This window comes from Streptomyces sp. S.PNR 29 (genome assembly GCF_030386795.1).
In the GTDB taxonomy this organism is placed as follows: Bacteria; Actinomycetota; Actinomycetes; order Streptomycetales; family Streptomycetaceae; genus Streptomyces.
Genome location: NZ_JANUQM010000006.1, coordinates 504,499 through 528,185 on the forward strand (window position 1 = coordinate 504,499; position 23,687 = coordinate 528,185).

Sequence of the window (23,687 nt, forward strand, 5' to 3'; positions counted from 1 at the left end):
GGGTGTGACGCTGCTCTCCGCCGCGCCTTGTCCCCAGGAGTGCCCGGCGTCCCCGGGAGTCTCGATGCCCCGTCCCGCCCACGAAGACCAGCGGCCGTCACCCGGTCACGGATGTCGTCCGTGCTCTCCGGGCGCGGGGCAGGGGCGCCGATGCCCCCGCGAGCTATCGCGCTGATCACGCCACTAAGGCTATCGCTCCTTACAGGGGGCCCGTCATGAGCCGTATGTGTACAAATCCGGGGGTGGAAGTTTGACGTTCTGCACAGGGACGAAGGGGAGGAAGCCGTCGTAGTGGGCGCAGGCGCGTGCGGAGTGCCCGGAAACCGGCGGGCCCTCTTGGCAATCGGCCCGCGGAGAGGCACGTTGCCGACATGACCGCAAAAATCCTCATCGTCACCGGCGACGCAGCGGAGTCCCTGGAAGTCCTGTACCCCTACCAGCGCCTCCGTGAAGAGGGCTACGACGTGCATATCGCGGCCCCCACCCGCAAGAAGCTCCAGTTCGTGGTCCATGACTTCGAGCCGGGCTTCGACACCTACACCGAGAAGCCCGGCTACACCTGGCCCGCCGACCTGGCCTTCTCCGAGGTCGATCCCGGCCAGTACGCCGCCCTCGTCATCCCCGGCGGCCGGGCCCCCGAGTACCTCCGCAACGATCCCGAACTACGCAAGATCCTCAAGTCCTTCTTCGACGCGGACAAACCGGTCGCCCAGATCTGCCACGGCCCGCTCCTCACCGCGGCGGTCGACGGCCTCCGTGGCCGCCGCGTCACCGCGTACCCCGCCCTGGAACCCGACATGCAGTCCGCCGGCGCCGTCTTCAAGGACACCGAAACGGTGGTCGACGGCACCCTGGTCTCGTCGCGCGCATGGCCGGACCACCCGGGCTGGATGCGGGAGTTCTTGCGGGTACTGCGTGCCAAGGCGCCGGTGAGCTGAGGCTGCGGCTGAGCTGCGCAGCTGGGGGCAGGCGACGCAGGCGGGGGGGGAGGCGGGCGGCGGGGGGGTGTGGCAGTCGGGGCGTCGGGGGCGCGGGCAGTCGGGGCGGCGCGGGGTGGGGGCAGCCGCGGTGGGCCGCCCCCGACGCCGGGCCCCTCACAGCCAACCCCACTCGAACCAACCCCCAGCCCAGCCCTACACAGCCAACCGCTCCGCCTCAGCCACCGCCTCCCCCAACGTATCCACCACCGGAACCCCAGCCGCCTCCAAACTCGCCCGACTGTGCGACCCCCCGGTGTACAGCACAGCCCGCGCCCCCACATACCGCGCCGCCACCGCGTCATCGGCGGCGTCCCCGATCACCACCGTACGAGCGGGGTCCACCCCGGCGAGCGCCGAGAGGTGACGCACCATGTGCTCGGCCTTGCTGCCACCGGACGGCCCGGTCCGCCCGTCGACCCGTAGGAAGTGCGTCTCGATCCCGAACCCCCGCACCAACGGGACGAGTTCCTCATGGCCGTACATACTCAGCAGCGACTGACTACGCCCCGCCGCCCCCCACTGCACCAACAGCTCCGCCACACCCTCGGTCAGCCCGCACCGCACCCGGTGCTCGGCGTAGTACCGATGGAAGGTCACGTCCATGACCTCCCACTCGGCATCCGTCGGCAGACGGCCCAACAGCCGCTCGTAGAACTTCGGCACCGGCACGCAGTACAGCTCCCGGTACTGCTCCAGCGTGATCGGTTCGAGCCCCAGCTCGGCGAACGCCGCGTTCGTCGCCCCGATGATCGCGTCATTGTCGTGGAACAGCGTGCCGTTCCAGTCCCAGACGATGTGCACCCCTGCCCGCTTCCTCATGCCCGTCCCCATGCCCAAGAACGTACCCGCCACCACTGACAATCAAGAGAACGGCAGGTCGACGCGGCACCGAGGGTGAACGCCCGGCCTCAGTCCCCGAGCCCCACCAGATTCGGGATCTCCTGCGTCGCGTACCACAGCAGTTCGTGGTCCTCGGCCCCGTCCACGACGAACTGCGCGTCGTCGTCCCCACCGTCCGCGGCCGCAAGCGCCTCCGCGGCAGCCGCCACGTCCGCCTCCGCGTCGCCGGAGTCGACATGCACCGAGGCCGCCTTGGCCAGCGGCACGGCCCCGGCGACCCGCACCTCGCCGAGCGCGGCCGGATCGAGCCCCCGGTCGGGGTCCGCGGTCGCCGCACGGTCCGGCACGTCGACGGCGACCACGACCCGGCGCCTGGCCGCCCCCGGTTCCGCCGCCAGCAGCCGCAGCGAGGCCAGCGCGGCCCTGCTCAGCGCCGCGTACTCCAGTTCCTCGATGTCGTCGGACAGGTACCACTCGCGCAACGCGGGCGTGACGGCGTACGCGACGAGCGGACCGGCCCCCAGCTCACCCATCTTGTAGGCCTCGGCGAGACCGGAGAGGGTCAGGGGGACGTAGACACGCATGGCTGGCCGCTTTCGTGGTCGTTTATCTAGTGGCCGGAGGCTCCGGAGGCTCTTCAGGATACGTGCGGGGTCCCCTTTCGGGTTCCTGCCCGTGACGCCGGAGGCGTCCACCCCGTGCCCCGAACGTCACCCGGCGAACCCCCGCGGTTCTGGGCTCCACGCCTCCCGAACCACCCGGATAGGTGAACATTTGGGCGCTCTCGGCCCCGGGCCCGCTTCCTTGCCGCCGCCCTGCACGGCCCCGTACAAGATCCCCAACCACGAAGTTACTGCCCGGTATCCCCCGGGCCCACTGAACGGGGACTCCATGAACAAGGTCATGACCAGGGCCCAGCTCCACCCCGGCACCCGCCCGCCGAGCCGCCGCGACCCCCGCCGCCCCGGCGGCACCCCGCCCCGCACCCCCAGCGGCGGCAGGCCCCGCACGACGACGCCCGACGGCCGCCCACCCGGCTCCCCGGGCCCCCTCGTCCGGTCCCGTACGAGTCCCACGGACACCCGCCCTCCGGCCGCCCCGCGCAGGCCGGCCGCCCCACCGCCCCGCCCCACCGACGTCTTCGCCGAACTCCTCCTCGCCGTGCTCAGCGGCCGGCGCCCCGTCCACTCGATGCTCCGGCACACCGCGGGCCGCGCGTACGACGAACTGGCCTGGCTGGCCGAACGCGGCCCCCTGCGCACCCGCGGCGTCCACCCCGTGGTCCGCGACATCGGCTACTACGTCCCGCGCGCCGGCGCGGTGGAGGCCTTCGCCCGCATCGGCGCCGGTGACCAGCTCCGCGCCATGGCCTTCCGCCTGGAGCGCGGCCGGGACCTCCGCTGGCGCTGCACGGCGGTGGAACTGGGCGGCCCCCGCAGGCCTCGCCCGGACGACGACTGAGGCCTCCGGCCCGGATGCCGAAGGGCCGGGCACCCCTCGGGTGACCCGGCCCTCCAAGCCGCTACGGCGCCGCAGGCACCGTCACTTCTTACTTCTTGCGGCGCCGCCCGGCCTTGGCCTGCTTGCGGCGCTCGGCGCGCGTGAGGCCGTCGGCCTCGGAGCGCACCGGCTCTCCGTCCTCGGTGAAGTCGCCCTCGATGGTGCCGCCCTCACCGTCCACCGTGGGCGCGGAGAAGTGCAGGTTCCGCCGCTGCGGGGCGTCGAGGCCCTTGGCGCGGATCTCCGGACGCCCGTTCGCCTGCGCCGGTACCGCGTCCTGCTTCTGCAGCTCCGGCTTGGCGTCCTCGACCGGGACCTCCTCGACCTGCTGCTCGACCTGGACCTCCAGGTTGAAGAGGTAGCCGACGGACTCCTCCTTGATGCCCTCCATCATGGCCTGGAACATGTCGAAGCCCTCGCGCTGGTACTCGACCAGCGGGTCCTTCTGGGCCATCGCGCGCAGGCCGATGCCCTCCTGGAGGTAGTCCATCTCGTAGAGGTGCTCGCGCCACTTGCGGTCCAGGACCGACAGCACGACCCTGCGCTCCAGCTCACGCATGATCTCGGAGCCGAGCTGCGCCTCACGGGCCTCGTACTGCTCGCGGATGTCGTCCTTGATGGACTCGGCGATGAACTCGGCGGTCAGCCCGGCACGGTCGCCGGCCGCTTCCTCCAGCTCCTCGATGGTGACCTTCACCGGGTAGAGCTGCTTGAAGGCGCCCCACAGCCGGTCGAGGTCCCAGTCCTCGGGGAAGCCCTCGGCGGTCTCGGCCTGGACGTACGCGTCGATCGTGTCGTCCATGAAGTGCTGGACCTGCTCGTGCAGGTCCTCGCCCTCCAGGACGCGGCGCCGCTCGCCGTAGATGACCTCGCGCTGCCGGTTCAGGACCTCGTCGTACTTCAGGACGTTCTTACGGGTCTCGAAGTTCTGCTGCTCGACCTGCGACTGGGCGGACGCGATCGCGCGCGTGACCATCTTGTTCTCGATCGGCACGTCGTCCGGGACGTTCGCCATCGACATCACGCGCTCGACCATCTGGGCCTTGAACAGGCGCATCAGGTCGTCGCCCAGCGACAGGTAGAAGCGGGACTCGCCCGGGTCGCCCTGACGGCCGGAACGACCGCGCAGCTGGTTGTCGATACGACGCGACTCGTGCCGCTCGGTGCCCAGCACGTAGAGGCCGCCGAGCTTCTCGACCTCTTCCTTCTCGGCCTTGACCGCCTCCTCGGCGCGCTTGAGCGCCTCCGGCAGGGCGTGGGCCCACTCCTCGATGTGCTCCTCGGGGTCGAGGCCACGCTGGCGCAGCTCCGCCTCGGCGAGGTCCTCGGGGTTGCCGCCGAGCTTGATGTCCGTACCACGGCCGGCCATGTTCGTGGCCACCGTCACGGCGCCCTTGCGGCCGGCCTGGGCGACGATCTGGGCCTCACGGTCGTGCTGCTTGGCGTTCAGCACCTCGTGCTGGATGCCGCGCTTGCTGAGCTGCTGGGACAGGTACTCGGACTTCTCGACCGACGTCGTACCGACGAGGATCGGCTGGCCCTTCTCGTGCTTCTCGGCGATGTCGTCGACGACCGCCTCGAACTTCGCCACCTCGGTGCGGTAGATCAGGTCGGACTGGTCCTTGCGGACCATCGGCCGGTTGGTCGGGATCGGGACCACGCCGAGCTTGTAGATCTGGTGGAACTCGGCGGCCTCGGTCATCGCCGTACCGGTCATGCCGGCCAGGCCCGGCATCTCCTTGCCGTTGTGGTCGTGGCGCTTGTAGAGGCGGAAGAAGTTCTGGAGGGTGATCGTGGCGAGCGTCTGGTTCTCGTCCTTGATCGGCACCCCTTCCTTCGCCTCGATCGCCTGGTGCATGCCTTCGTTGTAACGGCGGCCGGCGAGGATACGGCCGGTGTGCTCGTCGACGATCATGACCTCGTCGTCGATGATCACGTAGTCCTTGTCCCGCTTGAAGAGCTCCTTGGCCTTGATGGCGTTGTTCAGGTAGCCCACCAGCGGGGTGTTCACCGACTCGTAGAGGTTGTCGATGCCGAGCCAGTCCTCGACCTTGCTGACGCCGGACTCGTGGATGGCGACGGTGCGCTTCTTCTCGTCGACGTCATAGTCGCCGGTCTCCTCGACGCCCTTCAGGGGGTTGCCGGGCTCGCCCCTCTTCAGCCGCTTGACCAGCTTGGCGAAGTCGCCGTACCACTTGGTGGCCTGGTCGGCCGGGCCGGAGATGATCAGCGGCGTACGGGCCTCGTCGATGAGGATGGAGTCGACCTCGTCGACGATGGCGTAGTTGTGGCCGCGCTGGACGAGCTCGTCCTTGGACCACGCCATGTTGTCGCGCAGGTAGTCGAAGCCGAACTCGTTGTTGGTGCCGTAGGTGATGTCGCAGGCGTACTGCTCACGGCGCTGGGCCGGCGTCATGTTGGCGAGGATGCAGCCGACGCTCAGGCCGAGGAACCGGTGGACGCGGCCCATCATCTCGGAGTCGCGCTCGGCCAGGTAGTCGTTGACCGTGATGATGTGCACGCCTTCGCCGGAGAGGGCGTTCAGATACGCGGGCAGCGTGCCGACGAGGGTCTTGCCCTCACCGGTCTTCATCTCGGCCACGTAGCCCATGTGCAGGGCGGCGCCGCCCATCATCTGCACGTCGTAGTGCCGCTGGCCCAGCACGCGCTTGGCGGCTTCCCGCACGGTGGCGAACGCCTCGGGCAGCAGGTCGTCCAGGCTCTCACCGTCGGCGTAGCGCTGTTTGTACTCATCGGTGAGGGCCCGCAGCTCGGCGTCGGAGAGGTCGACGAAGTCCTCTTCGATGGAGTTGACCTGGTCCGCGATGCGGTGCAGCTTGCGCAGGATCTTGCCTTCGCCTGCACGCATGATCTTGGAGAGGACGGACACGGGGGTTGGTCTCCTTGCCGGTCGGGCCTGGGACGGTCGGTTTCCATGTGACTTGACTGAGCAACGGCCATCGTATGCGAGGACCCCACCACGCCGGGAGGCCTGCCGTGGCGGCGACTGTCCGGTGTTTCACGTCTTGCTTCCAAGGGGTCAACGTCCGGGGCCCGCGGATGGTGCCGCGCAGCACCGACGATTACGCGATTCGTGCCCACCCGCTCACGCACAGCGAAAAAGCATGGCACCTTGCCGGGCCCGCGAGCAGAATCAGCCGATGGACCCCGTCACGCTCACCACCGACCGCCTCCTCCTCCGCGCGGTCGGCCCGCAGGACACCGACGCCGTGTACGCCGCCGCCCAGGACCCCGACATCCAGCGCTGGATCCCCCAGTTCCCTTCGCCCTACCTGCACGAGCACGCGCGCGCCTTCACGGAACAGGCGGCCCCGGACGGCTGGGCCAACGACACCGTGTACACCTTCGGCCTCTTCCTCCCCTCCGGGGACCTGACCGGCATGCTCGGCCTCACCATGCGCTCCCTCGGCGCCGCCGAGATCGGTTTCTGGGCGACCAAGGAGCACCGCGGCAACGGCTACGTCACCAAGGCCACCGTCACCGCCTCCCGCTGGGCGTTCACCCACCTGTCCGTCGACCGCGTCGAATGGCGCGCCGAGGTGGGCAACACCGCCTCCCGCGCGGTAGCCGAACGCGCGGGCTTCACCATCGAGGGCACCCTCCGCGCCGCCCTCGACAACAAGGGCGTACGCCGAGACTGCTGGCTGGGCTCCCTCCTCCCCTCAGACCTGGGCCTACCGTCAACGACCCCCTACCTCCCCGCCCCAAGCCGCTCCAGCACGCCCGGGGACACCGCGTAGCGGTACACCTCGGGGGACCTCAAGAGGCGACACGCTGGAAGGCGCCGGCTCCGGTAGGTGCACAGAGGCGCGACTCCTGGCCTGGACGCAGCCCCTGCGGGACGAGCCCACACGACACAGCCTCCGGCTGGGCGGAACAGACACGCAGGGGGGCGGGCGCGTAGCCCTTGGGGTCCAGGGGGCGCAGTCCCCGGCGGGGGCTAGGGGGCACGCACCCTGGGGACCAGGGGGCGTGCCCCCGGTGGGCCCGGGGGACACAGCCCACCGGCGGGGCCGAACGGGCACCCCCCCCCGGGAGCCCAGGAGGGCGCAACCGCCCGACGGGACCGAAGACCCTTTGGGGTCGGCGGCGGGCACCCCACGAGCAACCACCCTGCGAGACCGAATAGGCAAAGCCCCTGGGCCCCAGGGGGCGCAGCCCCCGGCGGGGCCGAAGGGGCGGAGCCCCTGGGGATGGGAACGGGTAAGGGCGGCGGGGGCGAACCCCTTCGACGGCAACCCAGCGCCGACCCCTCACCAGCGACCCGACACCCACCCCCACTGTCAGTCCCACCCCCTATCGTGCGGAGGCATGACGACCCCGCGCCCCACCACCGACCTCTCCGCAGACGAAGCCCGCCGGATCACCCTCCGCGCCCAGGGCCTCCTCGGCACCCCCAACCGCAAGGCGGGCGTCCGCGGCATACTCCGCCACCTCGGCGCGGTGCAACTCGACACCATCTCGGTCCTCGCCCGCTCCCACGAACTCGTCCCGTACGCCCGCCTCGGCGCCGTAGGCCGCACAACAGTCGAACAGGCCTACTGGAGGGACACGCACGCCTTCGAGTACTGGTCCCACGCCGCCTGCATCCTCCCCGTGGAGGAGTGGCCCCACTTCGCCTTCCGCCGCCGCGCCTACCGCAACCGCCCCCACTGGAACCACGAACTCCCGGACGGCACCTACGACCAGGTCATCAAGCAGCTCCGCACCGAAGGCCCCCTGACGGCAACCGAACTGGGCGGCGCCAAGAAGACCAGCGAGTGGTGGGACTGGTCGGGCACGAAGGTCGCCGTCGAACGCGCCCTGATGTACGGCGAGGTCGTGTGCGTCGAACGCCGCGGCTGGAAGCGGGTGTACGACCTGGCGGAACGCGCCATCCCGGACACCCTGCTGCACGACGAGCTGGACGACACCGAATGCCTGCGCCGCCTGGTCCGCCTGGCCGGCCAGGCACTGGGCGTCGGCACCCGCGCGGACATCGCCGACTACCACCGCCTCAAGGGCGAGCAGGTCGACGCGGTGATCGCGGACTCGGGCCTGGTCCCGGTCACGGTGGAGGGCTGGGGCAAGCCGGCCTGGGCCGACCCCGCGGCCCTGGAGACACCCCCGCGCGGCCGCCACCGCACCACCCTGCTGTCCCCCTTCGACTCCCTCATCTGGGAACGGGCCCGCACCGAGCGCATCTTCGGCTTCACCCACCGCCTGGAGGCCTACGTCCCCAAGCCCAAGCGGGTGCACGGCTACTTCGCGATGCCGGTCCTGGCGGGCGGCCACCTCGTCGGCCGCGTGGACCCGGCCCGCGAGGGCCGCACCCTGGTCGCCAAGCAGGTCACGCTGGACGGCCCGAAGGCGGTCCCGGCGGTCGCCCAGGCCCTGGTCGAGGCCGCGAGCTGGGTCGACTGCACGGACGTGCGCGTGGAACGCGTCGACGCCCCGGACCTGCGCGAGCCCCTCACAAAGGAGCTCACCCGCATATCCGCCTGAGCGTCAGCCGACGCCCCTGGACCGCCTCAGCGGATCTCCAGGATCTTCTCCCGCATCGCGTACACCACCGCCTCCATCCTGGAGTGCAGCTGCAGCTTCTCCAGGATGTTGCGCACATGGTTCTTCACGGTGTTCTCGGAAATGAACAACTCCTTGGCGATGTCCCGGTTGTTCATCCCCGTGGCGACGAGCTTGAGCACCTCAAGCTCGCGATCCGTGAGCCGCGGCGCCGGCACGAGACGGCGTTCGTCGGTCCGCTGGATCATCGACTTGAACTCGGTGAGCAGCTTCGACGCCATGGACGGGCTGATCTGCGACTGTCCGTCGGCCACCGCTCGAATGGCGGTGGCCACCTCGTCCGTGGAGATCTCCTTGAGGAGATAACCGGTCGCGCCCGCCTTGATCGCCTCGTAGAGGTCGGCTTCCTCGTCGCTGATCGTCAGCATGATGATCTTGGCGCTGGGGGCCACCTCCTTGATGGAGGTGCACGCTTCGATCCCGCCCCGCTTGGGCATGCGCACGTCCATCAGCACGATGTCCGGCAGCAGGTCGGCGGCCTTCTCCACGGCCTCGGCACCGTCGCCCGCCTCACCGACGACCTGGATGTCCTCCTCGGCCGCGAGGACGATCTCCAGGCCACGGCGGAACAGCGCGTGATCGTCCACCACAAGGACTCTGATCGGCTCCTTGCGTGGAGAGCCCGCATCCGGGCCCGTGCCGGCGACGCCGCCATCGGCATCCTCGCCCTGTAGCGGTCCGAAGCTGTCCGCCATCGTTCCTCCCCCTGAAGGCTGTGGCTGTGGTCCTGAGCCATCGCCAAACCAAGGCAACGACCCACCGGTTGAGCCGTTGCGGCCATGATTTCATGCCCGGACGGCACCGGGGTGACCGCGCGGGGCGCTCAGTGGGCGCACACCGGTGCCCCTGGGGGCGCACACGCGCTCCAGGGGCACCTGATCAGCTGTCACCCCGCACGGTCAACCGCCGAGCGCGCCGCCCGCCTCGGGAGAGTGCGTCTGGGTGACCATCGTGTCCGTCCTGAGGTGAATCACGCCGTAGTCGTATGCGTGCCGCCGGTAGACGACGGCCGGTTCCTTGGTCTCGGAGTCGACGAACAGATAGAAGTCATGCCCGACCAGCTCCATCTCGTAGAGCGCCTGGTCGAGGGTCATCGGGGCTGCGACGTGGGTCTTCTCGCGGACGACGAGGGGTCCCTCACCCTGCACTTCCAGCGAGCCGATCTTCCTGGTCGGCACCACGTCCGGCTCTTCCTCGCGGACGCTGTGGCCGTTGCCGTTGAGCGTCGCCGCGCCCGGGACGTGGTCGGGGACCTCGGCGGCCGAGATCCGGCGGGAGCCTCGACGCGAGAAACGCTTGTCGTGCTGCCTGCGCAGCCTGGCCTCCAGCTTTTCCGCCGCCAGGTCGAGCGCCGCGTACGGATCGCTCGCCGCTGCCTCCGCCCTGATCACCGGGCCGCGGGAGTGAAGCGTGATCTCCACTCGGTCACTGCGGTCGGCCTGCCGGGGGTTGGGCTCCTTGGACACCTCGACGTCGAGGCTGATCACCTTGGTATCGAGCTTCTGGATCTTCTCCAGCTTCAGCTTCTCGGCCACGTGCTTCCGGAACCGCTCGGGCACCTCGGTCTTGCGGCCCTTGACGACGATGTCCACGCAGAACTCCGTTCCCGGATCGCTCCGCATCGGTGGCGGAGCATCTCCCTTTTGCACCAGGTTCCGGTCATCCCCGGAACCTCGGACTCGGTGACGTCCACCTCCTCCCCCGCGGAAAGGATCTCCACTCCACCAGCGCAGGTGATTGCGGAAAACCCGCGGCACGGCATTCGGGTTTGAGAGGTGTGGCCTGCGGCTTTCCCTCACAACCGAACATATCTCGCCCGGACGGATGTCGTCACCCTCTACTCCGGCGTACCTCCGTTCAGGTGAATTGACCCTCTCGTTACCTGCAACGACGCAAGATCTCAGTCAGTTCCAGTTGTTTTCAAAAGAATCCGGTGAAGCTGCGACCACAGCTGCGCCGATCACTTCACCGACGCAGCCGGTGCCCGCCATTCCCGGCCCGGCAGGCCCCCGGCCTGGCTGTTCTTCGGTCGTTCCAGCTCTCTGTTCCCCTCTGCATTCCCACCCTGCTCCCGTGTACACGGCCGCTCTTGCCGTCCTGTACGAGACCGGCCACGCGGTCTGCTCACCCGCGGCCCGCCTCTTCTGCACCGCCGCCCGCACGGCACGTGCCGCCTCCGCCAGGGAGGCCCCCGTCGTCATCAGGTCGTCGACGAGCACCACCGGGCCATCGACCAGCAGCCGTGCCCCACCCGGGGTTACGGCCAGCGCGTCCGCGAGGTTCTCCAGCCGCTGCCGGAAGTCGAGCCCCGACTGGTCGGCCACGAAACGCCGCTGCCGCAGCACGGACACCACGCGAGCGGCCGTACCGGTCCGCCGCAGTTCACCCGCCGCCGCGAGCGCGATCCGCCGCGCCGGATCATGCCCCCGCGCCCGCACCGCCCCACGAGCGGACGGAACCGGCACCAGCAGCACAGGGGCGGCTCCACCCCCGAACCATCCACCCTCGGCCCGAACCCGACCCTCGTCGAGCCCGGCCCGTACCCGAATCTCGTCGAGCCCGGCCCGCACCGCCCCCGCCAAAGCCGCACCGAGCGGCCCCGCGAGCGCCAGCGCGCCGCGCTCCTTGTGGGCCAGCAGCACGGCCCGCACCTCGTCCGCGTACCGGGCCGCCGCGTGCACCACCGGCAGTCCGGGTGGCTCCGGCACCGGTCGCACCCGGCGCGGTGCGGCCCCGCTCAGGGCGGCACGGCACTCCTGGCAGAGCACCGTGCGAGGCCGTCCACAGCCTCCGCACTCGGCCGGCAGCACCAGGTCGGTGAGGTCCTGCCACCACCCCCGCATGCCCACCACTGTGCCAACGCCCGAGCCGCCCCACCACCCCTGTGGATAACTCCCTGTGGGCAACTCACCAGGCCTTCACACAACAGAAGCGGCCGCTCCCTCCAGGGGTCCCGGACAGGAATCTCCCGGCCGAAGCGGCCGCCTCCTTTCAGCGCCTCACCGCTGGTGCGTCAGCACCTCACCCCGGATAGACCGGCGCCGTCCCCTCCGTCACCTTCTGCCACTGCGCCCCGGACGGCAGCCGCACGATCCCGTCCTCCGAGTAGGCCACCAGCGGCAGCCGTTCGTCCTCGGACGCGGCGATCTCCTTCACACCCGTCAGGGCAGCCGGCGCCGGTGCCTCCGGAGTGGAGCCGTCGACCTGGACGTACCGCATCTGCTGGACGCCCCCGTGCTCGCGCCCGACCACCACGAGCCGGCTGTCACCGGCCCAGGACATGGCCGTGACCTCCTCCAGCTCCGGAGTCGCCGACCGCAGTTCCAGCACGGTGACGGCGGGCCGCTCGCCCGACCGCTCGTCCCGTTCGATCCGCCCGATGAGCAGGGACCCCTTGCCGTCCTTCTCCACCACGAGCGCGATCCGCACCCCGTCGGCAGCCACCCGTACGGCCCGGATACGCCCGTCCAGCCCCGGAACCTTCACTTCGACCGGGTCACCGGCGCCCTTCTGCAGCAGGAGCAGCCGGGGGTCGGCGGCATCCCGGTCGGCGACCCACAGATCACCCCGCGCGTCCCAGCTGGGCGGCGTGAGCCGGTCGTCCTCCGTCCGCCCGTGGCTGACCAGCACGGGATCCCCGAGCGAGCCGCCCGACACCAGCGACCCGACGTACAGCGCCTTGCCGTCGAGGCTCACGCCCGCCGCGGTGTGCTCGTCGCGCGAGACCGCCACCGACCGCATCGCCGTGTCACCCTCGCCCAGCGCCCCCGGCGCCGGTTCCGGCGTGGTGTCGCTTCTGCCCGCCGGTATCCGTACCAGCCGGTGCTTGCCGTCGATGAAGTACAGGTAGGTGGGGCTCTGCGCCGAACCGTGCGTCGCGACGGTCTGGAGCCGGTCCTCGGAGAGCGAGCACAGCGGCGCATTCCCCGCCCGCAACTCCACCTCGTCCACCGCGGGGGTGAGGTTCTGCAGCGTGAACAGCAGCTGGGCCGCCATCTCGTCGCACGTGTCCTGGCCCACCCGGGCGGCCCTGTCGTTCAGCGGCACCGTCAGCTTGTTGCGATCGTCGGGTGTCAGCGGGGCGGCGCCCTTCTCCAGCGCCGTACCGGTGGGGAAGCTCGACCTGACGACGTGCCGGAGCAGGCTCGTGGGCCCGCTGAGGACGGAGCGCACGACCTGGGTCATGGAGTCCACGCGCTCGCGCAGGTAGATGGGATCGGCGACGACCGCCGGCTGCGCGTTCGGATCGGCCTCGTCGTTCGATGCGACGTTCGACGCGAAGTAGTACTTGTTGACCGACATGTAGTTGCGCTGGAAGTCCGACTTGCCCATGACGACGCCCGGCGGCGGCACGTCGATGCGCCACTGCCCGCTCTTCCCGTCCCGAGTGAGGTGCACTGGCTGGCTGTACGGCCCGTCGGCGGGCGTGTACGACTGCTGCGCGTTCACCGTGGCGACCTTGGCGCCGGTCAGGGTGACCGAGTAGTCATTGGCGTCCTCCCGGTTTCCCGAGTGCTCGGACGTGGTCCCGGGGCCGCCTGCGAGCACCGTGGTGGACGACTCCGGCCGCCACGTCTTGGCGGCCTCCGGAGTCAGATACTTCCGCGCCGTCTCATAGTTCGGATCGTCGCTGGTCAGCGCCTCCAGGAAGCCCTGCACGATGTCCGGCGCCGAGGCGTTCTCAGGCGGCGGCATCGCGAACACCCGCACCTGCGTGTCCTGCCGGGGCGTGGACTCCACGCCCCGCAGATCCCCGCTGTCGGGCATGGAAGCGCACCCGGCCAGCACCACGACACCACAGGCGGCATACACCGCCGCGCGCAGCGCCTTCCGCCGGCCGCCCCCCTCGCGGTCAGCGCCCACGAAATGCCTCCCCTTGCCTGTCCGAGTCCTGCGACCCCGTTTCCGTGCGGCTCGCCGCCTCCGTGTCCTCCTGCCGCCGCGCGGGCGAGGCGGGCCGGGGCACCACGCGTGCGCCGTTGCCGGGCAGTGCCGTCGGATCGGCCGTCGGGGGCACGGCGGCCATCCGTGGCGTGATCGGGTCCCGGGCCGGCCGCAGCACCGCCTGAGCGGCCGACTGCTGCGCCGGCACGGTGACGGCCTTGTCCCCTCCGCTCGGCAGACCGGCGTCGTCCAGTCCACGATTGCGCCGCGAGTCCTTGGGCTCCAGCGGTATCGGGGAGCCCCGCAGCGGCTCGTCCGCGGTACGCGGCAACGTCAGCCGGAACTGCGAGCCGCCCCCCGGCTCCCCCCACGCCTGCAGCCAGCCGCCGTGCAGCCGCGCGTCCTCCAGGGCGATCGACAGCCCCAGGCCCGTACCACCGGTGGTACGCGCGCGTGCCGGGTCGGCCCGCCAGAAGCGGCTGAAGACGCGGGTCGCCTCGCCGGGCTTCAGCCCGACACCGTAGTCGCGCACCGCGACCGCCACCGCGCCGCCGGCCGCGGCGAGCTTGACGACGACGTCCCGGCCCTCACCGTGCTCCACGGCGTTGACCACGAGGTTGCGCAGGATGCGCTCCACCCGACGGGCGTCGGCCTCGGCGACGACGGGCTGCTGATCACCGACGATCTTCACCTGCGTGCCCTTGCGCTCGGCGAGCGGCTCGGCCCCCTCGACGACCCGCCGTACGACATCCCTGAGGTCTATCGGTTCCGCCTCCAGCGCCGCCGCGCCGGCGTCGAAGCGGCTGATCTCCAGCAGGTCGGCGAGCAGCGACTCGAACCGGTCCAGCTGGTCGGCGAGCAGCTCCGCGGACCGCGCGGTCACCGGGTCGAAGTCCTCCCGCGCCTCGTGGATGACGTCGGCGGCCATCCGCACGGTCGTCAGCGGCGTACGCAGCTCGTGCGACACGTCGGACACGAACCGCCGCTGCATCCGCGACAGGTCCTCCAGCTGGTTGATCTTCACCTGCAGGTTCTGCGCCATCTTGTTGAAGGCTTCGCCGAGCCGCGCGATGTCGTCCTCGCCGGTGACCTTCATACGTTCCTGCAGCCGCCCGGCGGACAGCCGCTCGGCGATGCTCGCCGCCATCCGCACCGGGGTGACGACCTGCCGCACCACGAGCCAGGCGATCGCCCCGAGGAGGACGACGACGAAGAGGCCGGCCGTCGCGAGCGTGCCCTTGACCAGGCTCAGCGACTTCTCCTCCTGCGTCAGCGGGAAGAGGTAGTACAGCTGGTACGGGTCGCCGTTCGGGTCGTTGATCTGCTTGCCGATGACCAGGGCCGGCTGGGACTCCCTGCCGTCGGTGTAGATGATCCGGGTGTAACTCTGGGCCGCCGCCGTGCTGTCGCCGACCCGCTCACGCAGGGCCTCGGGCACGCTCGCCGTCGGGCCGACGTAGGGGGAGGCGCGCGGACCGCGTCCGACGCCGCTGTCGTCGCCCGCGGGAAGCGTGACCACCTCGAAGGCGCCCTGGCCACCGCTGGAGAGCGATTCCACCAGGTCGCTCATCCACTGGATGACGTTCTGCGAGGAGCGACCGTCTACGGAGGCGTCGTCGTCGCCGGTCACGCTGGCCGCCTCGTCGGCCTTCTGCTTGGCCACGGCGAACCCGCCGGTGGCCTGGCTCTGCGACGCCTTCACCTTGGCGTCCAGCAGGCCGTTGCGCACCTGCCCGATGACGACGAAGCCCAGCAGCAGGACGACGCCGAGCGACATCAGCAGGGTCGTGACGACGACCTTGAGCTGGATGTTGCGCCGCCACAGCCGCATCACCGGCAGCAGCGGGCGACGCACCCAGCGCATGGTCAGGCGGATCACCGGGCTGCCCTGGACGCCCCCCTGCAGCAACCCGCTCTCCAGAAGACGCCCCCAGCGGGAGCCCGCGTTCTTCCGGCCGACAGGCCGCTCCGCGCGGGCCCGGGACCGGCCGGGCGCCGAAGCGGCACTGTCACCGGACATGTCAGCTGGGCCCTGCCTTGTATCCGACACCACGGACGGTCACCACGATCTCCGGCTTCTCCGGGTCCTTCTCGACCTTGGACCGCAGCCGCTGCACATGCACGTTGACCAGACGGGTGTCCGCCGCGTGCCGGTAACCCCACACCTGCTCCAGCAGAACCTCACGCGTGAACACCTGCCACGGCTTGCGCGCGAGCGCGACCAGCAGATCGAACTCCAGCGGTGTCAGCGCGATCGACTGCCCGTCCCGCTTCACGGAGTGACCGGCCACATCGATGACGAGGTCACCGATGGCCAACTGCTCCGGCGCCGGCTCCTCCGACCTCCTGAGCCGCGCCCGGATCCGGGCCACGAGCTCCTTCGGCTTGAACGGCTTCACGATGTAGTCATCAGCCCCGGACTCCAGGCCGACCACCACATCCACGGTGTCGCTCTTGGCCGTGAGCATCACGATCGGCACCCCGGACTCCGCCCTGATCAGGCGGCACACCTCGATACCGTCCCGCCCGGGCAGCATCAGATCGAGCAGCACCAGATCAGGCTTGGTCTCCCGGAAAGCGGCCAGCGCCTTGTCGCCGTCGGCTACGAAAGACGGCTCAAAACCCTCACCACGCAGCACGATGCCGAGCATCTCGGCCAGTGCGCTGTCGTCGTCGACGACAAGGACTCGTCCCTTCATAAACGACATCATCCCATTCTCATAACAGTGATAGGCGCGCTGGTGGGGAAGCTCACTGACCAGTGACGATAGTCGTACGGGGTCGCTACTGTCTGCCCTCGCCCGAAGGTCTTGAGGCCGTGACGGGCGGCGGGACGGCCACGTCTCAGCTCGTCGCCACCCGGCGTGACCTGGCACACATCTCGGCAAGAGCATCGGCCCTGACGGGCGAGACGACGCCTTCCTCGGTGACGATCGCCGTCACCAGCTCGGGCGGTGTCACGTCGAACGCCGGGTTGTACGCCTGGGTTCCCAGCGGTGCCACCGGAATCCCGCCTCCCGCTCCCGTCACCTGCACCTGGGGCGCTGTGACCTCGGTCACTTCGTGCCCGGGGCGCTGTTCGACCTCGATGGACGCCGCGTCGGGCGTGTCCAGGTCCACCGTCGTCACCGGCGCCACCACGATGAACGGCACATGGTGGTACCGCGCCAGCACCGCGAGCGGATAGCTCCCCACCTTGTTCGCCACCGAACCATCGGCCGCGATGCGGTCCGCCCCGATCAGCACCGCGTCCACCTCCCCCGCCGCGAACAACGAACCCGACGCGTTGTCCGTGAGCAAGGTGTACGCCATACCGCTGCGGGCCGCCTCGTACGCCGTCAGGCGAGCGCCTTGCAGCAACGGCCGCGTCTCGTCCACCCACAGCCGCCTGAGCCGCCCCGCCCGATGCGCCGCCAGAGCCACGGCGAACGCGGTGCCCTCACCGCCGGACACCAGCGACCCCGTGTTGCAGTGCGTGAGGATGCGGTGCCCGCCACCGGACAGCAACTCGTCCAGCAGCGCCAGCCCGTGCTCGGCCATACGGGCACTGGCCTCGGCGTCCTCCCGGTGCAGCGCCCGCGCCGCACCCAGCGCGGCTTCGGCGGCCTGCCGGGCATCACCGCTCCTGGCCAGCACGGCCTGGTACGCGGACTGGGCCCTGCGCACACCGACGGCGAGATTCACCGCGGTGGGGCGGGCGCCCGCCAGCGCCGTCGCCGCCTCCTCCACGTCGAAGCCCCGCACGGCGGCGAGCGCGACACCGTACGCCCCCGCGATTCCGAGCAGCGGCGCACCGCGCACTGCGAGCGAGCGGATCGCCTCCACCAGCGCGGGTGCGTCCGTACAGACCAGCTCCACCTCCTCGGCCGGCAGCCTCGTCTGGTCGAGAAGGACCAGCACCGGGCCTTCGGGGGGTTCCTCCCAGCGGATCGCGGGGATCTCGGTCGGCCGCTTCTGCTCGCTGGTTTGCGCGTACTGATCAGCCATGCGGCCAGTCTGCCCCTTTTCCAGCGGACAATTGAAGGTGTGCAGCCCTTACCGTGCCTGGTCCCTCGAAGACCACCCCATGGCACGATGTCTGCCAACCTGCCGCCGCGACCGCGGACGGGCACCGTGAAGGAGCGACGATGAACGACACTCCGGGCTGGGCCTCGCCCGGATCCGCCCCGTCCGACGGGCAGCAGCCCGGCGCATACGGCCGCCCTGCCGAGCCCGCGGACCGCCCCGGCCCCGCGCAGCCCGCGGACCAGCCGGGCCCGGAGCCGACGAACCCCGGCACGAAGTGGTCCGAGGAGCAGCCGCCACCCGGCCAGTGGTCCGCGCCCACCGGCCCCACGGGCCCGACGCAGGCTCCCCCACCCACACCACCCGGCCCGGGCTGGGGCGCCCCGCCCCCCGGCGCCCCCGGAGCCGGCTACGGAGGCCCCGGCGGCGGCTACGGCCCTGGAGGTCCCGGCGGCCCCTACGGCGGCCCCGGCGGATACGGCGGCTGGGGCACCGGCTGGGGCGGTCCCCCGCCCGCGGCCAAGCCCGGCGTGATCCCCCTCCGCCCCCTCGGCGTCGGCGAGATCCTCGACGGCGCGGTCTCCACCATGCGCACCTACTGGCGCACGGTCCTCGGCATCTCCCTGACCGTCGCCGTCCTCACCGAGGTCGTCGCCGTCCTGCTCCAGGGCCTCGTCCTGAACAACACCAACAGCGAGACCCTCAACGACCCGAGCGCCACCCTGGACGAGCTGAGCCGCGCGATGGCCGACAGCATGCTCAGCTCCGCGGTCCTCTTCCTGATCTCCACGATCGGCACCGTCGTGGCGACCGCCCTGCTCACGACCGTCACCAGCCGGGCGGTGCTCGGCAAGTCGGTGACCACAGGCGAGGCCTGGCGGGACGCCCGCCCGCAAGTGCCGAGACTCTTCGGCCTGATCTTCCTGCTGCTGCTCATCGCCCTGGGCATCATCGCCGCGGGTGCCCTGCCCGGCATCCTCGTGTCCCTCACCGCGAGCACCGAGGCAGGCATCGCGCTCGCCATCCTGGGCAGCTTCGGCACCAGCATCGTCGCGCTGTGGCTGATGATGCGCTTCTCCCTGTCCTCCCCCGCGCTGATGCTGGAGAAGCAGGGCATCCGGAAGGCGATGAGCCGCTCCGCGAAGCTGGTCCGCGGCTCCTGGTGGCGGGTCTTCGGCATCCAGCTGCTCGCCGGGCTCATCGCCGGCATCGTCGGGGCGATCGTCGTCATCCCCTTCACGCTCCTCGCGGCGGCACTGAGCGGCGGCGGCATCAGCGGCTTCCTCACCGGCGCGGCCAGCGAGGTCGACTGGACGTTCCTCATCGTCAGCGCGATCGGCTCGGTGATCGGCTCCACGATCACCTTCCCGATCACCGCGGGCGTCACCGTGCTCCTCTACATCGACCAGCGCATCCGCCGCGAGGCCCTCGACCTCGAACTGGCCCGCGCCGCCGGTGTCCAGGGCTACGGGCCCAGCACTCCCGGCCCCACCCCTGGGGGCTGATGCGGTGAGCACGGCGGGGGGAGTTCTCACAGAGGCGCTGCCGCGCACCGCCGTACGGGCGTTGCTGCGCGCCGGCGACGCCTCCGTACTGTCACTGTCGCGATCCGGCGACGAACCACCGCTGACGATCCCACGTGATCCCGCGCGGGAGGCGGCACGACGCGAGCTGTCCAAGCGGATGTACCACGAGAACGACCCCGGCCTGTTCCAGCGCGCCCTGAACGCCTTCTGGGACTGGGTCGACAAACTGCTCAGCTCCGCCTCGGCCGCCACCCCCGGAGGCACACTCGGACTCGTCGTCATCATCGTCGCCGTCCTGGCAGTCCTCGGCGCCCTCTGGTGGCGCCTGGGCACTCCACGCCGCCAACCCACCTCGTCCGCCGCCCTGTTCGACGACCGCCCCCGCAGCGCCGCCGAGCACCGCGCGGCCGCCGAAGCGCACGCCGCCCAGGGCCACTGGAGCCAGGCCGTCCAGGAACGCATGCGGGCCATCGTCCGCGCCCTGGAGGAACGCGCCCTCCTCGACGTCCGCCCCGGCCGCACCGCGGACGAGGCCGCCGCGGAAGCCGGCCGCGCCCTGCCCTCCCACACCGACCGACTGCGCACCGCCGCCCAGGACTTCGACGACGTCACGTACGGCGGGCGAGCGGCGACCGAGCAGTCGTACCACCGCATCACGGACCTCGACCGCGACCTGGAGCGCACCAAACCACAGCTCACGAGCAGCAGCGACCACAGCACAGCCGCCAACGCCCGCCAGGGAGCCGCCGGATGACGACCGAGGCCACGCTCCCGTCCACCTCGGCCTCGCCCACCGCACGCCAGGTATGGACCCGCGCGCGAGGCATCGTCCTCGCCCTCCTGCTGCTCCTCACGGCCGCCATCGCGATCGCCGTCATCCGCTCCGACGCCCGGCACGGCGCACTCGACCCGCGCTCCGCCGACCCCTACGGCAGCCGTGCCGTCGCCGAACTCCTCGCCGACCGGGGCGTGTCCACGCGCGTGGTCACCACCCTGAACGCGGCCCGCGCCGCGGCCGGACCGGACAGCACCCTCCTGGTCGCCGCCCCCGACCTCCTGACGCGCCCTCAACAGTCCGCGCTGCGCTCGGCCACCGCCGCATCCGGCGGCCGTACCGTCCTCCTCGCCCCCGGCAGCCCCTCCGTCGAACGGCTCGCCCCCGGCGTCACCGCCGACCCCGCCACGAGCCTCGACTCGACACTGTCCCCCGACTGCGACCTGCCCGCCGCCCGGCGCGCGGGCACCGCCGACACGGGCGGCATCCGCTACACGACCACCCACCTCGACGCCGACGAGTGCTACCCCAGCGAGCGCCTCCCCACCCTGCTGCGCGTTCCGGAGGAGTCCGGCGGCGACACCGTCGTCCTCGGTTCGCCCGACATCCTCTACAACGACCGTCTCGACGAGCAGGGCAACGCCTCGCTCGCCCTCCAACTCCTCGGCTCCCGCCCCCACTTGGTCTGGTACCTCCCCTCGCTCTCCGACGCGTCCGCCGCCGACACCGACGACGAACGCGGCTTCTTCGACCTGCTCCCCTCGGGCTGGCTCTGGGGCACCCTGCAGCTCTTCATCGCCGCAGCCCTCGCCGCCCTGTGGCGGGCACGCCGGCTCGGCCCCCTCGTGCCCGAAAAACTCCCCGTCGCGATCCGCGCCTCCGAAACCGTCGAAGGCCGCGCTCGCCTCTACCGCAAAGCGAACGCCCGCGACCGCGCGGCCGCCGCTCTTCGTTCCACCACCCGCACGCGCCTCGCCCCCCTCGTAGGTGTCCCCGTATCCCAGGCGCACGCGCCCGAGGCCCTGCTCCCCGCACTGTCCGCCCACCTCCACGGCGGCGGACAGTCCCTGCAACCCCTCCTCTTCGGCCTGCCGCCCAGCGACGACGCAGCACTCATCGCACTCGCCGACCAACTCGACGCCCTCGAAAGAGAGGTACGCCGTCCATGATGGACCCGACCACTGACAACGCCGGGCAGACCGGGGACGCGGGCAGCGCCCGAGCCTCCCTGGAGACCCTGCGCGCCGAGATCGCCAAGGCCGTGGTCGGCCAGGACCCCGCCGTGACCGGCCTCGTCGTGGCCCTCCTCTGCCGCGGCCACGTCCTCCTCGAAGGCGTCCCCGGAGTCGCCAAGACGCTGCTCGTCCGCGCCCTCGCCGCCGCACTCGACGTCGAGACCAAGCGGGTCCAGTTCACCCCGGACCTCATGCCGAGCGATGTGACGGGCTCCCTCGTCTACGACACCCGCACCGCCGAGTTCTCCTTCCAGCCCGGGCCGGTCTTCACCAACCTCCTCCTCGCCGACGAGATCAACCGCACGCCCCCGAAGACCCAGTCGTCCCTCCTCGAAGCCATGGAGGAACGTCAGGTCACGGTCGACGGCACCCCCCGCCCCCTCCCCGAACCGTTCCTGGTCGCCGCGACCCAGAACCCGGTCGAGTACGAGGGCACGTACCCCCTCCCCGAAGCCCAGCTGGACCGCTTCCTCCTCAAGCTGACGATCCCGCTCCCCTCCCGCCAGGACGAGATCGACGTCCTCACCCGCCACGCCGAGGGCTTCAACCCTCGCGATCTGCACGCCGCCGGCGTACGCCCCGTAGCGGGCCCGGCCGACCTGGAAGCAGCCCGCGCCGCGGTCGCCAAGACAGCTGTCTCCCCCGAGATCACGGCCTACGTCGTCGACATCTGCCGAGCCACCCGCGAATCCCCGTCCCTCACCCTCGGCGTCTCTCCCCGCGGTGCCACGGCCCTCCTGGCCACCTCACGCGCGTGGGCATGGCTGACCGGCCGCGACTACGTCATCCCCGACGACGTCAAGGCCCTGGCCCTGCCCACCCTCCGTCACCGCGTACAACTCCGCCCGGAGGCCGAAATGGAGGGCGTCACAGCCGACTCCGTCATCAACGCGATCCTCGCCCACGCCCCCGTCCCCCGCTGATGGCACTCACCGGACGCGCCGCGCTCCTCGCGGCTCTCGGCTCCCTCCCCGTCGGCATCTGGGACCCCAGCTGGACGGGCATCCTCGCGGTCAACGCACCCCTGGCCGTCGCCTGCGCCTGCGACTTCGCCCTGGCAGCCCCCGTACGCCGCCTGGTCCTGAACCGCTCCGGCGACACCTCCGTACGCCTGGGCGACACCGCCGACGTCACCCTCACGGTCACCAACCCGTCCCGCCGCCCGCTCCGCGCCCACCTCCGCGACGCCTGGCCGCCCAGCAGCTGGCAGCCCGGCACGGAAACAGCGGCCTCCCGCCACCGCGTGACAGTGCCGCCCGGCGAACGCCGACGCGTGACCACCCACCTGCGACCGACCCGCCGCGGCGACCGCCAAGCCGACCGCGTGACGATCCGCTCGTACGGCCCTCTCGGCCTCTTCTCCCGCCAGGGCACGCACAAGGTCCCCTGGACGGTACGGGTGCTCCCTCCGTTCACCAGCCGCAAGCACCTGCCGTCCAAACTGGCCCGCCTCCGGGAACTCGACGGCCGCACGAGCGTCCTGACCCGCGGCGAGGGCACGGAATTCGACAGCCTGCGCGAGTACGTCCCCGGCGACGACACCCGCTCCATCGACTGGCGTGCCACGGCCCGTCAGTCCGCAGTGGCGGTCCGCACCTGGCGCCCGGAACGCGACCGCCACATCCTCCTCATCCTCGATACGGGTCGCACCTCTGCAGGCCGCGTGGGCGACGCCCCCCGCCTCGACGCGTCCATGGACGCGGCACTCCTCCTGGCCGCCCTGGCATCCCGTGCCGGCGACCGTGTGGACCTCCTCGCCTACGACCGCCGGGTACGCGCTCTCGTCCAGGGCCGCACGGCGGGCGACGTCCTCCCGTCCCTGGTCAACGCCATGGCGACGCTGGAACCGGAGCTCGTCGAAACGGACGCCCGAGGCCTCACCGCCACGGCACTCCGTACGGCCCCACGCCGTTCCCTGATCGTGCTGTTCACGACCCTCGACACGGCTCCCATCGAGGAGGGCCTCTTCCCTGTCCTCTCCCAGCTCACCCAACGCCACACCATCTTGCTGGCTTCAGTAGCAGACCCACACATCGCCCAGATGGCCAAGGCACGAGGACGCACGGAAGCGGTGTACGAGGCTGCTGCCGCTGCCCAGTCCCAGACCGAGCGTGATCGCACTGCGGAACAACTACGCCGCCACGGCGTCACGGTCGTCGACGCGACACCGGACGAGCTGGCACCGGCGCTCGCTGATGCTTACCTGGCGCTCAAGGCGGCGGGACGTCTGTAAGAGACGGGGCCGGGGGGAGAGGAGACGGCCCAGAAACGCGAAAAACCCCGCACCGGTACGGTGCGGGGTTTTCCCAATATTTGTTCGGCGGCGTCCTACTCTCCCACAGGGTCCCCCCTGCAGTAC

General features: G+C 71.0%; 19 protein-coding genes. 9 read left to right on the forward strand and 10 right to left on the reverse strand.

What is annotated here, in order from left to right; all coding sequences use genetic code 11:
* Positions 1 to 371 precede the first annotated feature (371 nt).
* Positions 372 to 938, forward strand: coding sequence for a DJ-1/PfpI family protein (locus NW895_RS19530; RefSeq protein ID WP_289936996.1), 567 nt, complete (start codon positions 372 to 374; stop codon positions 936 to 938).
* A gap of 195 nt (positions 939 to 1,133) precedes the next feature.
* Here the strand turns inward: NW895_RS19530 and NW895_RS19535 are convergent, their stop codons facing one another.
* Positions 1,134 to 1,799, reverse strand: coding sequence for an HAD hydrolase-like protein (locus NW895_RS19535; RefSeq protein ID WP_289936997.1), 666 nt, complete (start codon positions 1,797 to 1,799; stop codon positions 1,134 to 1,136).
* An 89-nt stretch (positions 1,800 to 1,888) separates the two neighbouring features.
* Positions 1,889 to 2,404, reverse strand: coding sequence for a hypothetical protein (locus tag NW895_RS19540; RefSeq protein WP_289936998.1), 516 nt, complete (start codon positions 2,402 to 2,404; stop codon positions 1,889 to 1,891).
* Positions 2,405 to 2,711: 307 nt separating this feature from the next.
* On the opposite strand from NW895_RS19540, the gene NW895_RS19545 reads away from it, so the two are divergent.
* Entirely contained in the window at positions 2,712 to 3,281 is a 570-nt protein-coding gene (locus NW895_RS19545; RefSeq protein ID WP_289936999.1) for an Rv3235 family protein, read from the forward strand.
* Positions 3,282 to 3,369: 88 nt separating this feature from the next.
* Here NW895_RS19545 and secA read toward each other — a convergent pair whose 3' ends face one another.
* A complete protein-coding gene (secA, locus tag NW895_RS19550; RefSeq protein WP_289937000.1) occupies positions 3,370 to 6,210 on the reverse strand; it encodes a preprotein translocase subunit SecA in 2,841 nt (946 codons plus the stop codon).
* A gap of 271 nt (positions 6,211 to 6,481) precedes the next feature.
* Here secA and NW895_RS19555 point away from each other — a divergent pair, with 271 nt between their 5' ends.
* Together NW895_RS19555 and NW895_RS19560 are read left to right on the forward strand one after the other, a co-directional pair.
* Positions 6,482 to 7,081: a GNAT family N-acetyltransferase gene (locus NW895_RS19555; RefSeq protein WP_289937001.1), complete on the forward strand. Its 600-nt coding sequence runs from the start codon at positions 6,482 to 6,484 to the stop codon at positions 7,079 to 7,081.
* A 571-nt stretch (positions 7,082 to 7,652) separates the two neighbouring features.
* A complete protein-coding gene (locus NW895_RS19560) occupies positions 7,653 to 8,825 on the forward strand; it encodes a crosslink repair DNA glycosylase YcaQ family protein (RefSeq protein WP_289937002.1) in 1,173 nt (390 codons plus the stop codon).
* A 26-nt stretch (positions 8,826 to 8,851) separates the two neighbouring features.
* On the opposite strand, the gene NW895_RS19565 is transcribed toward NW895_RS19560, so the two are convergent.
* The 7 genes from NW895_RS19565 to mtnA all read right to left on the reverse strand — a co-directional run bounded on the left by NW895_RS19565 (position 8,852) and on the right by mtnA (position 17,774).
* A complete protein-coding gene (locus NW895_RS19565; RefSeq protein ID WP_289937003.1) occupies positions 8,852 to 9,598 on the reverse strand; it encodes a response regulator transcription factor in 747 nt (248 codons plus the stop codon).
* A gap of 204 nt (positions 9,599 to 9,802) precedes the next feature.
* A complete protein-coding gene (gene raiA, locus NW895_RS19570) occupies positions 9,803 to 10,525 on the reverse strand; it encodes a ribosome-associated translation inhibitor RaiA (RefSeq protein ID WP_289937004.1) in 723 nt (240 codons plus the stop codon).
* A gap of 282 nt (positions 10,526 to 10,807) precedes the next feature.
* A complete protein-coding gene (locus tag NW895_RS19575) occupies positions 10,808 to 11,746 on the reverse strand; it encodes a ComF family protein (protein WP_289937005.1) in 939 nt (312 codons plus the stop codon).
* 178 nt (positions 11,747 to 11,924) lie between these two features.
* Positions 11,925 to 13,766, reverse strand: coding sequence for an LpqB family beta-propeller domain-containing protein (locus tag NW895_RS19580; protein WP_289937006.1), 1,842 nt, complete (start codon positions 13,764 to 13,766; stop codon positions 11,925 to 11,927).
* The gene (gene mtrB, locus NW895_RS19585; protein WP_289937007.1) at positions 13,756 to 15,807 is read right to left on the reverse strand and encodes an MtrAB system histidine kinase MtrB; all 2,052 of its coding nucleotides are present in this window, start codon (positions 15,805 to 15,807) and stop codon (positions 13,756 to 13,758) included. The genes NW895_RS19580 and mtrB overlap by 11 nt, the downstream gene beginning before the upstream one ends.
* 1 nt (position 15,808) lies before the next feature.
* The gene (mtrA, locus tag NW895_RS19590; protein ID WP_004987303.1) at positions 15,809 to 16,498 is read right to left on the reverse strand and encodes a two-component system response regulator MtrA; all 690 of its coding nucleotides are present in this window, start codon (positions 16,496 to 16,498) and stop codon (positions 15,809 to 15,811) included.
* A 133-nt stretch (positions 16,499 to 16,631) separates the two neighbouring features.
* The gene (gene mtnA / locus NW895_RS19595) at positions 16,632 to 17,774 is read right to left on the reverse strand and encodes an S-methyl-5-thioribose-1-phosphate isomerase (protein WP_289937008.1); all 1,143 of its coding nucleotides are present in this window, start codon (positions 17,772 to 17,774) and stop codon (positions 16,632 to 16,634) included.
* Between the two features lie 140 nt (positions 17,775 to 17,914).
* On the opposite strand from mtnA, the gene NW895_RS19600 reads away from it, so the two are divergent.
* From NW895_RS19600 to NW895_RS19620, 5 genes are read left to right on the forward strand one after another with little or no spacing between them, the layout of a single operon-like run.
* Entirely contained in the window at positions 17,915 to 19,297 is a 1,383-nt protein-coding gene (locus NW895_RS19600; protein WP_289937009.1) for a glycerophosphoryl diester phosphodiesterase membrane domain-containing protein, read from the forward strand.
* Positions 19,298 to 19,301: 4 nt separating this feature from the next.
* Positions 19,302 to 20,072 carry a DUF4129 domain-containing protein gene (locus NW895_RS19605; RefSeq protein ID WP_289937010.1) on the forward strand — a complete coding sequence of 257 codons (771 nt, stop codon included), beginning with the start codon at positions 19,302 to 19,304 and terminating at the stop codon, positions 20,070 to 20,072.
* On the forward strand, positions 20,069 to 21,262 hold the full coding sequence (locus NW895_RS19610; RefSeq protein WP_289937011.1) for a DUF4350 domain-containing protein: 1,194 nt from the start codon (positions 20,069 to 20,071) through the stop codon (positions 21,260 to 21,262). The genes NW895_RS19605 and NW895_RS19610 overlap by 4 nt, the downstream gene beginning before the upstream one ends.
* Complete coding sequence (locus NW895_RS19615; RefSeq protein ID WP_289937032.1) at positions 21,262 to 22,251, forward strand: MoxR family ATPase; 990 nt, start codon at positions 21,262 to 21,264, stop codon at positions 22,249 to 22,251. Before NW895_RS19610 ends, NW895_RS19615 begins: the two co-directional genes overlap by 1 nt.
* Positions 22,251 to 23,561: a DUF58 domain-containing protein gene (locus tag NW895_RS19620; RefSeq protein WP_289937012.1), complete on the forward strand. Its 1,311-nt coding sequence runs from the start codon at positions 22,251 to 22,253 to the stop codon at positions 23,559 to 23,561. Before NW895_RS19615 ends, NW895_RS19620 begins: the two co-directional genes overlap by 1 nt.
* The last annotated feature ends 126 nt before the right edge of the window (positions 23,562 to 23,687 follow it).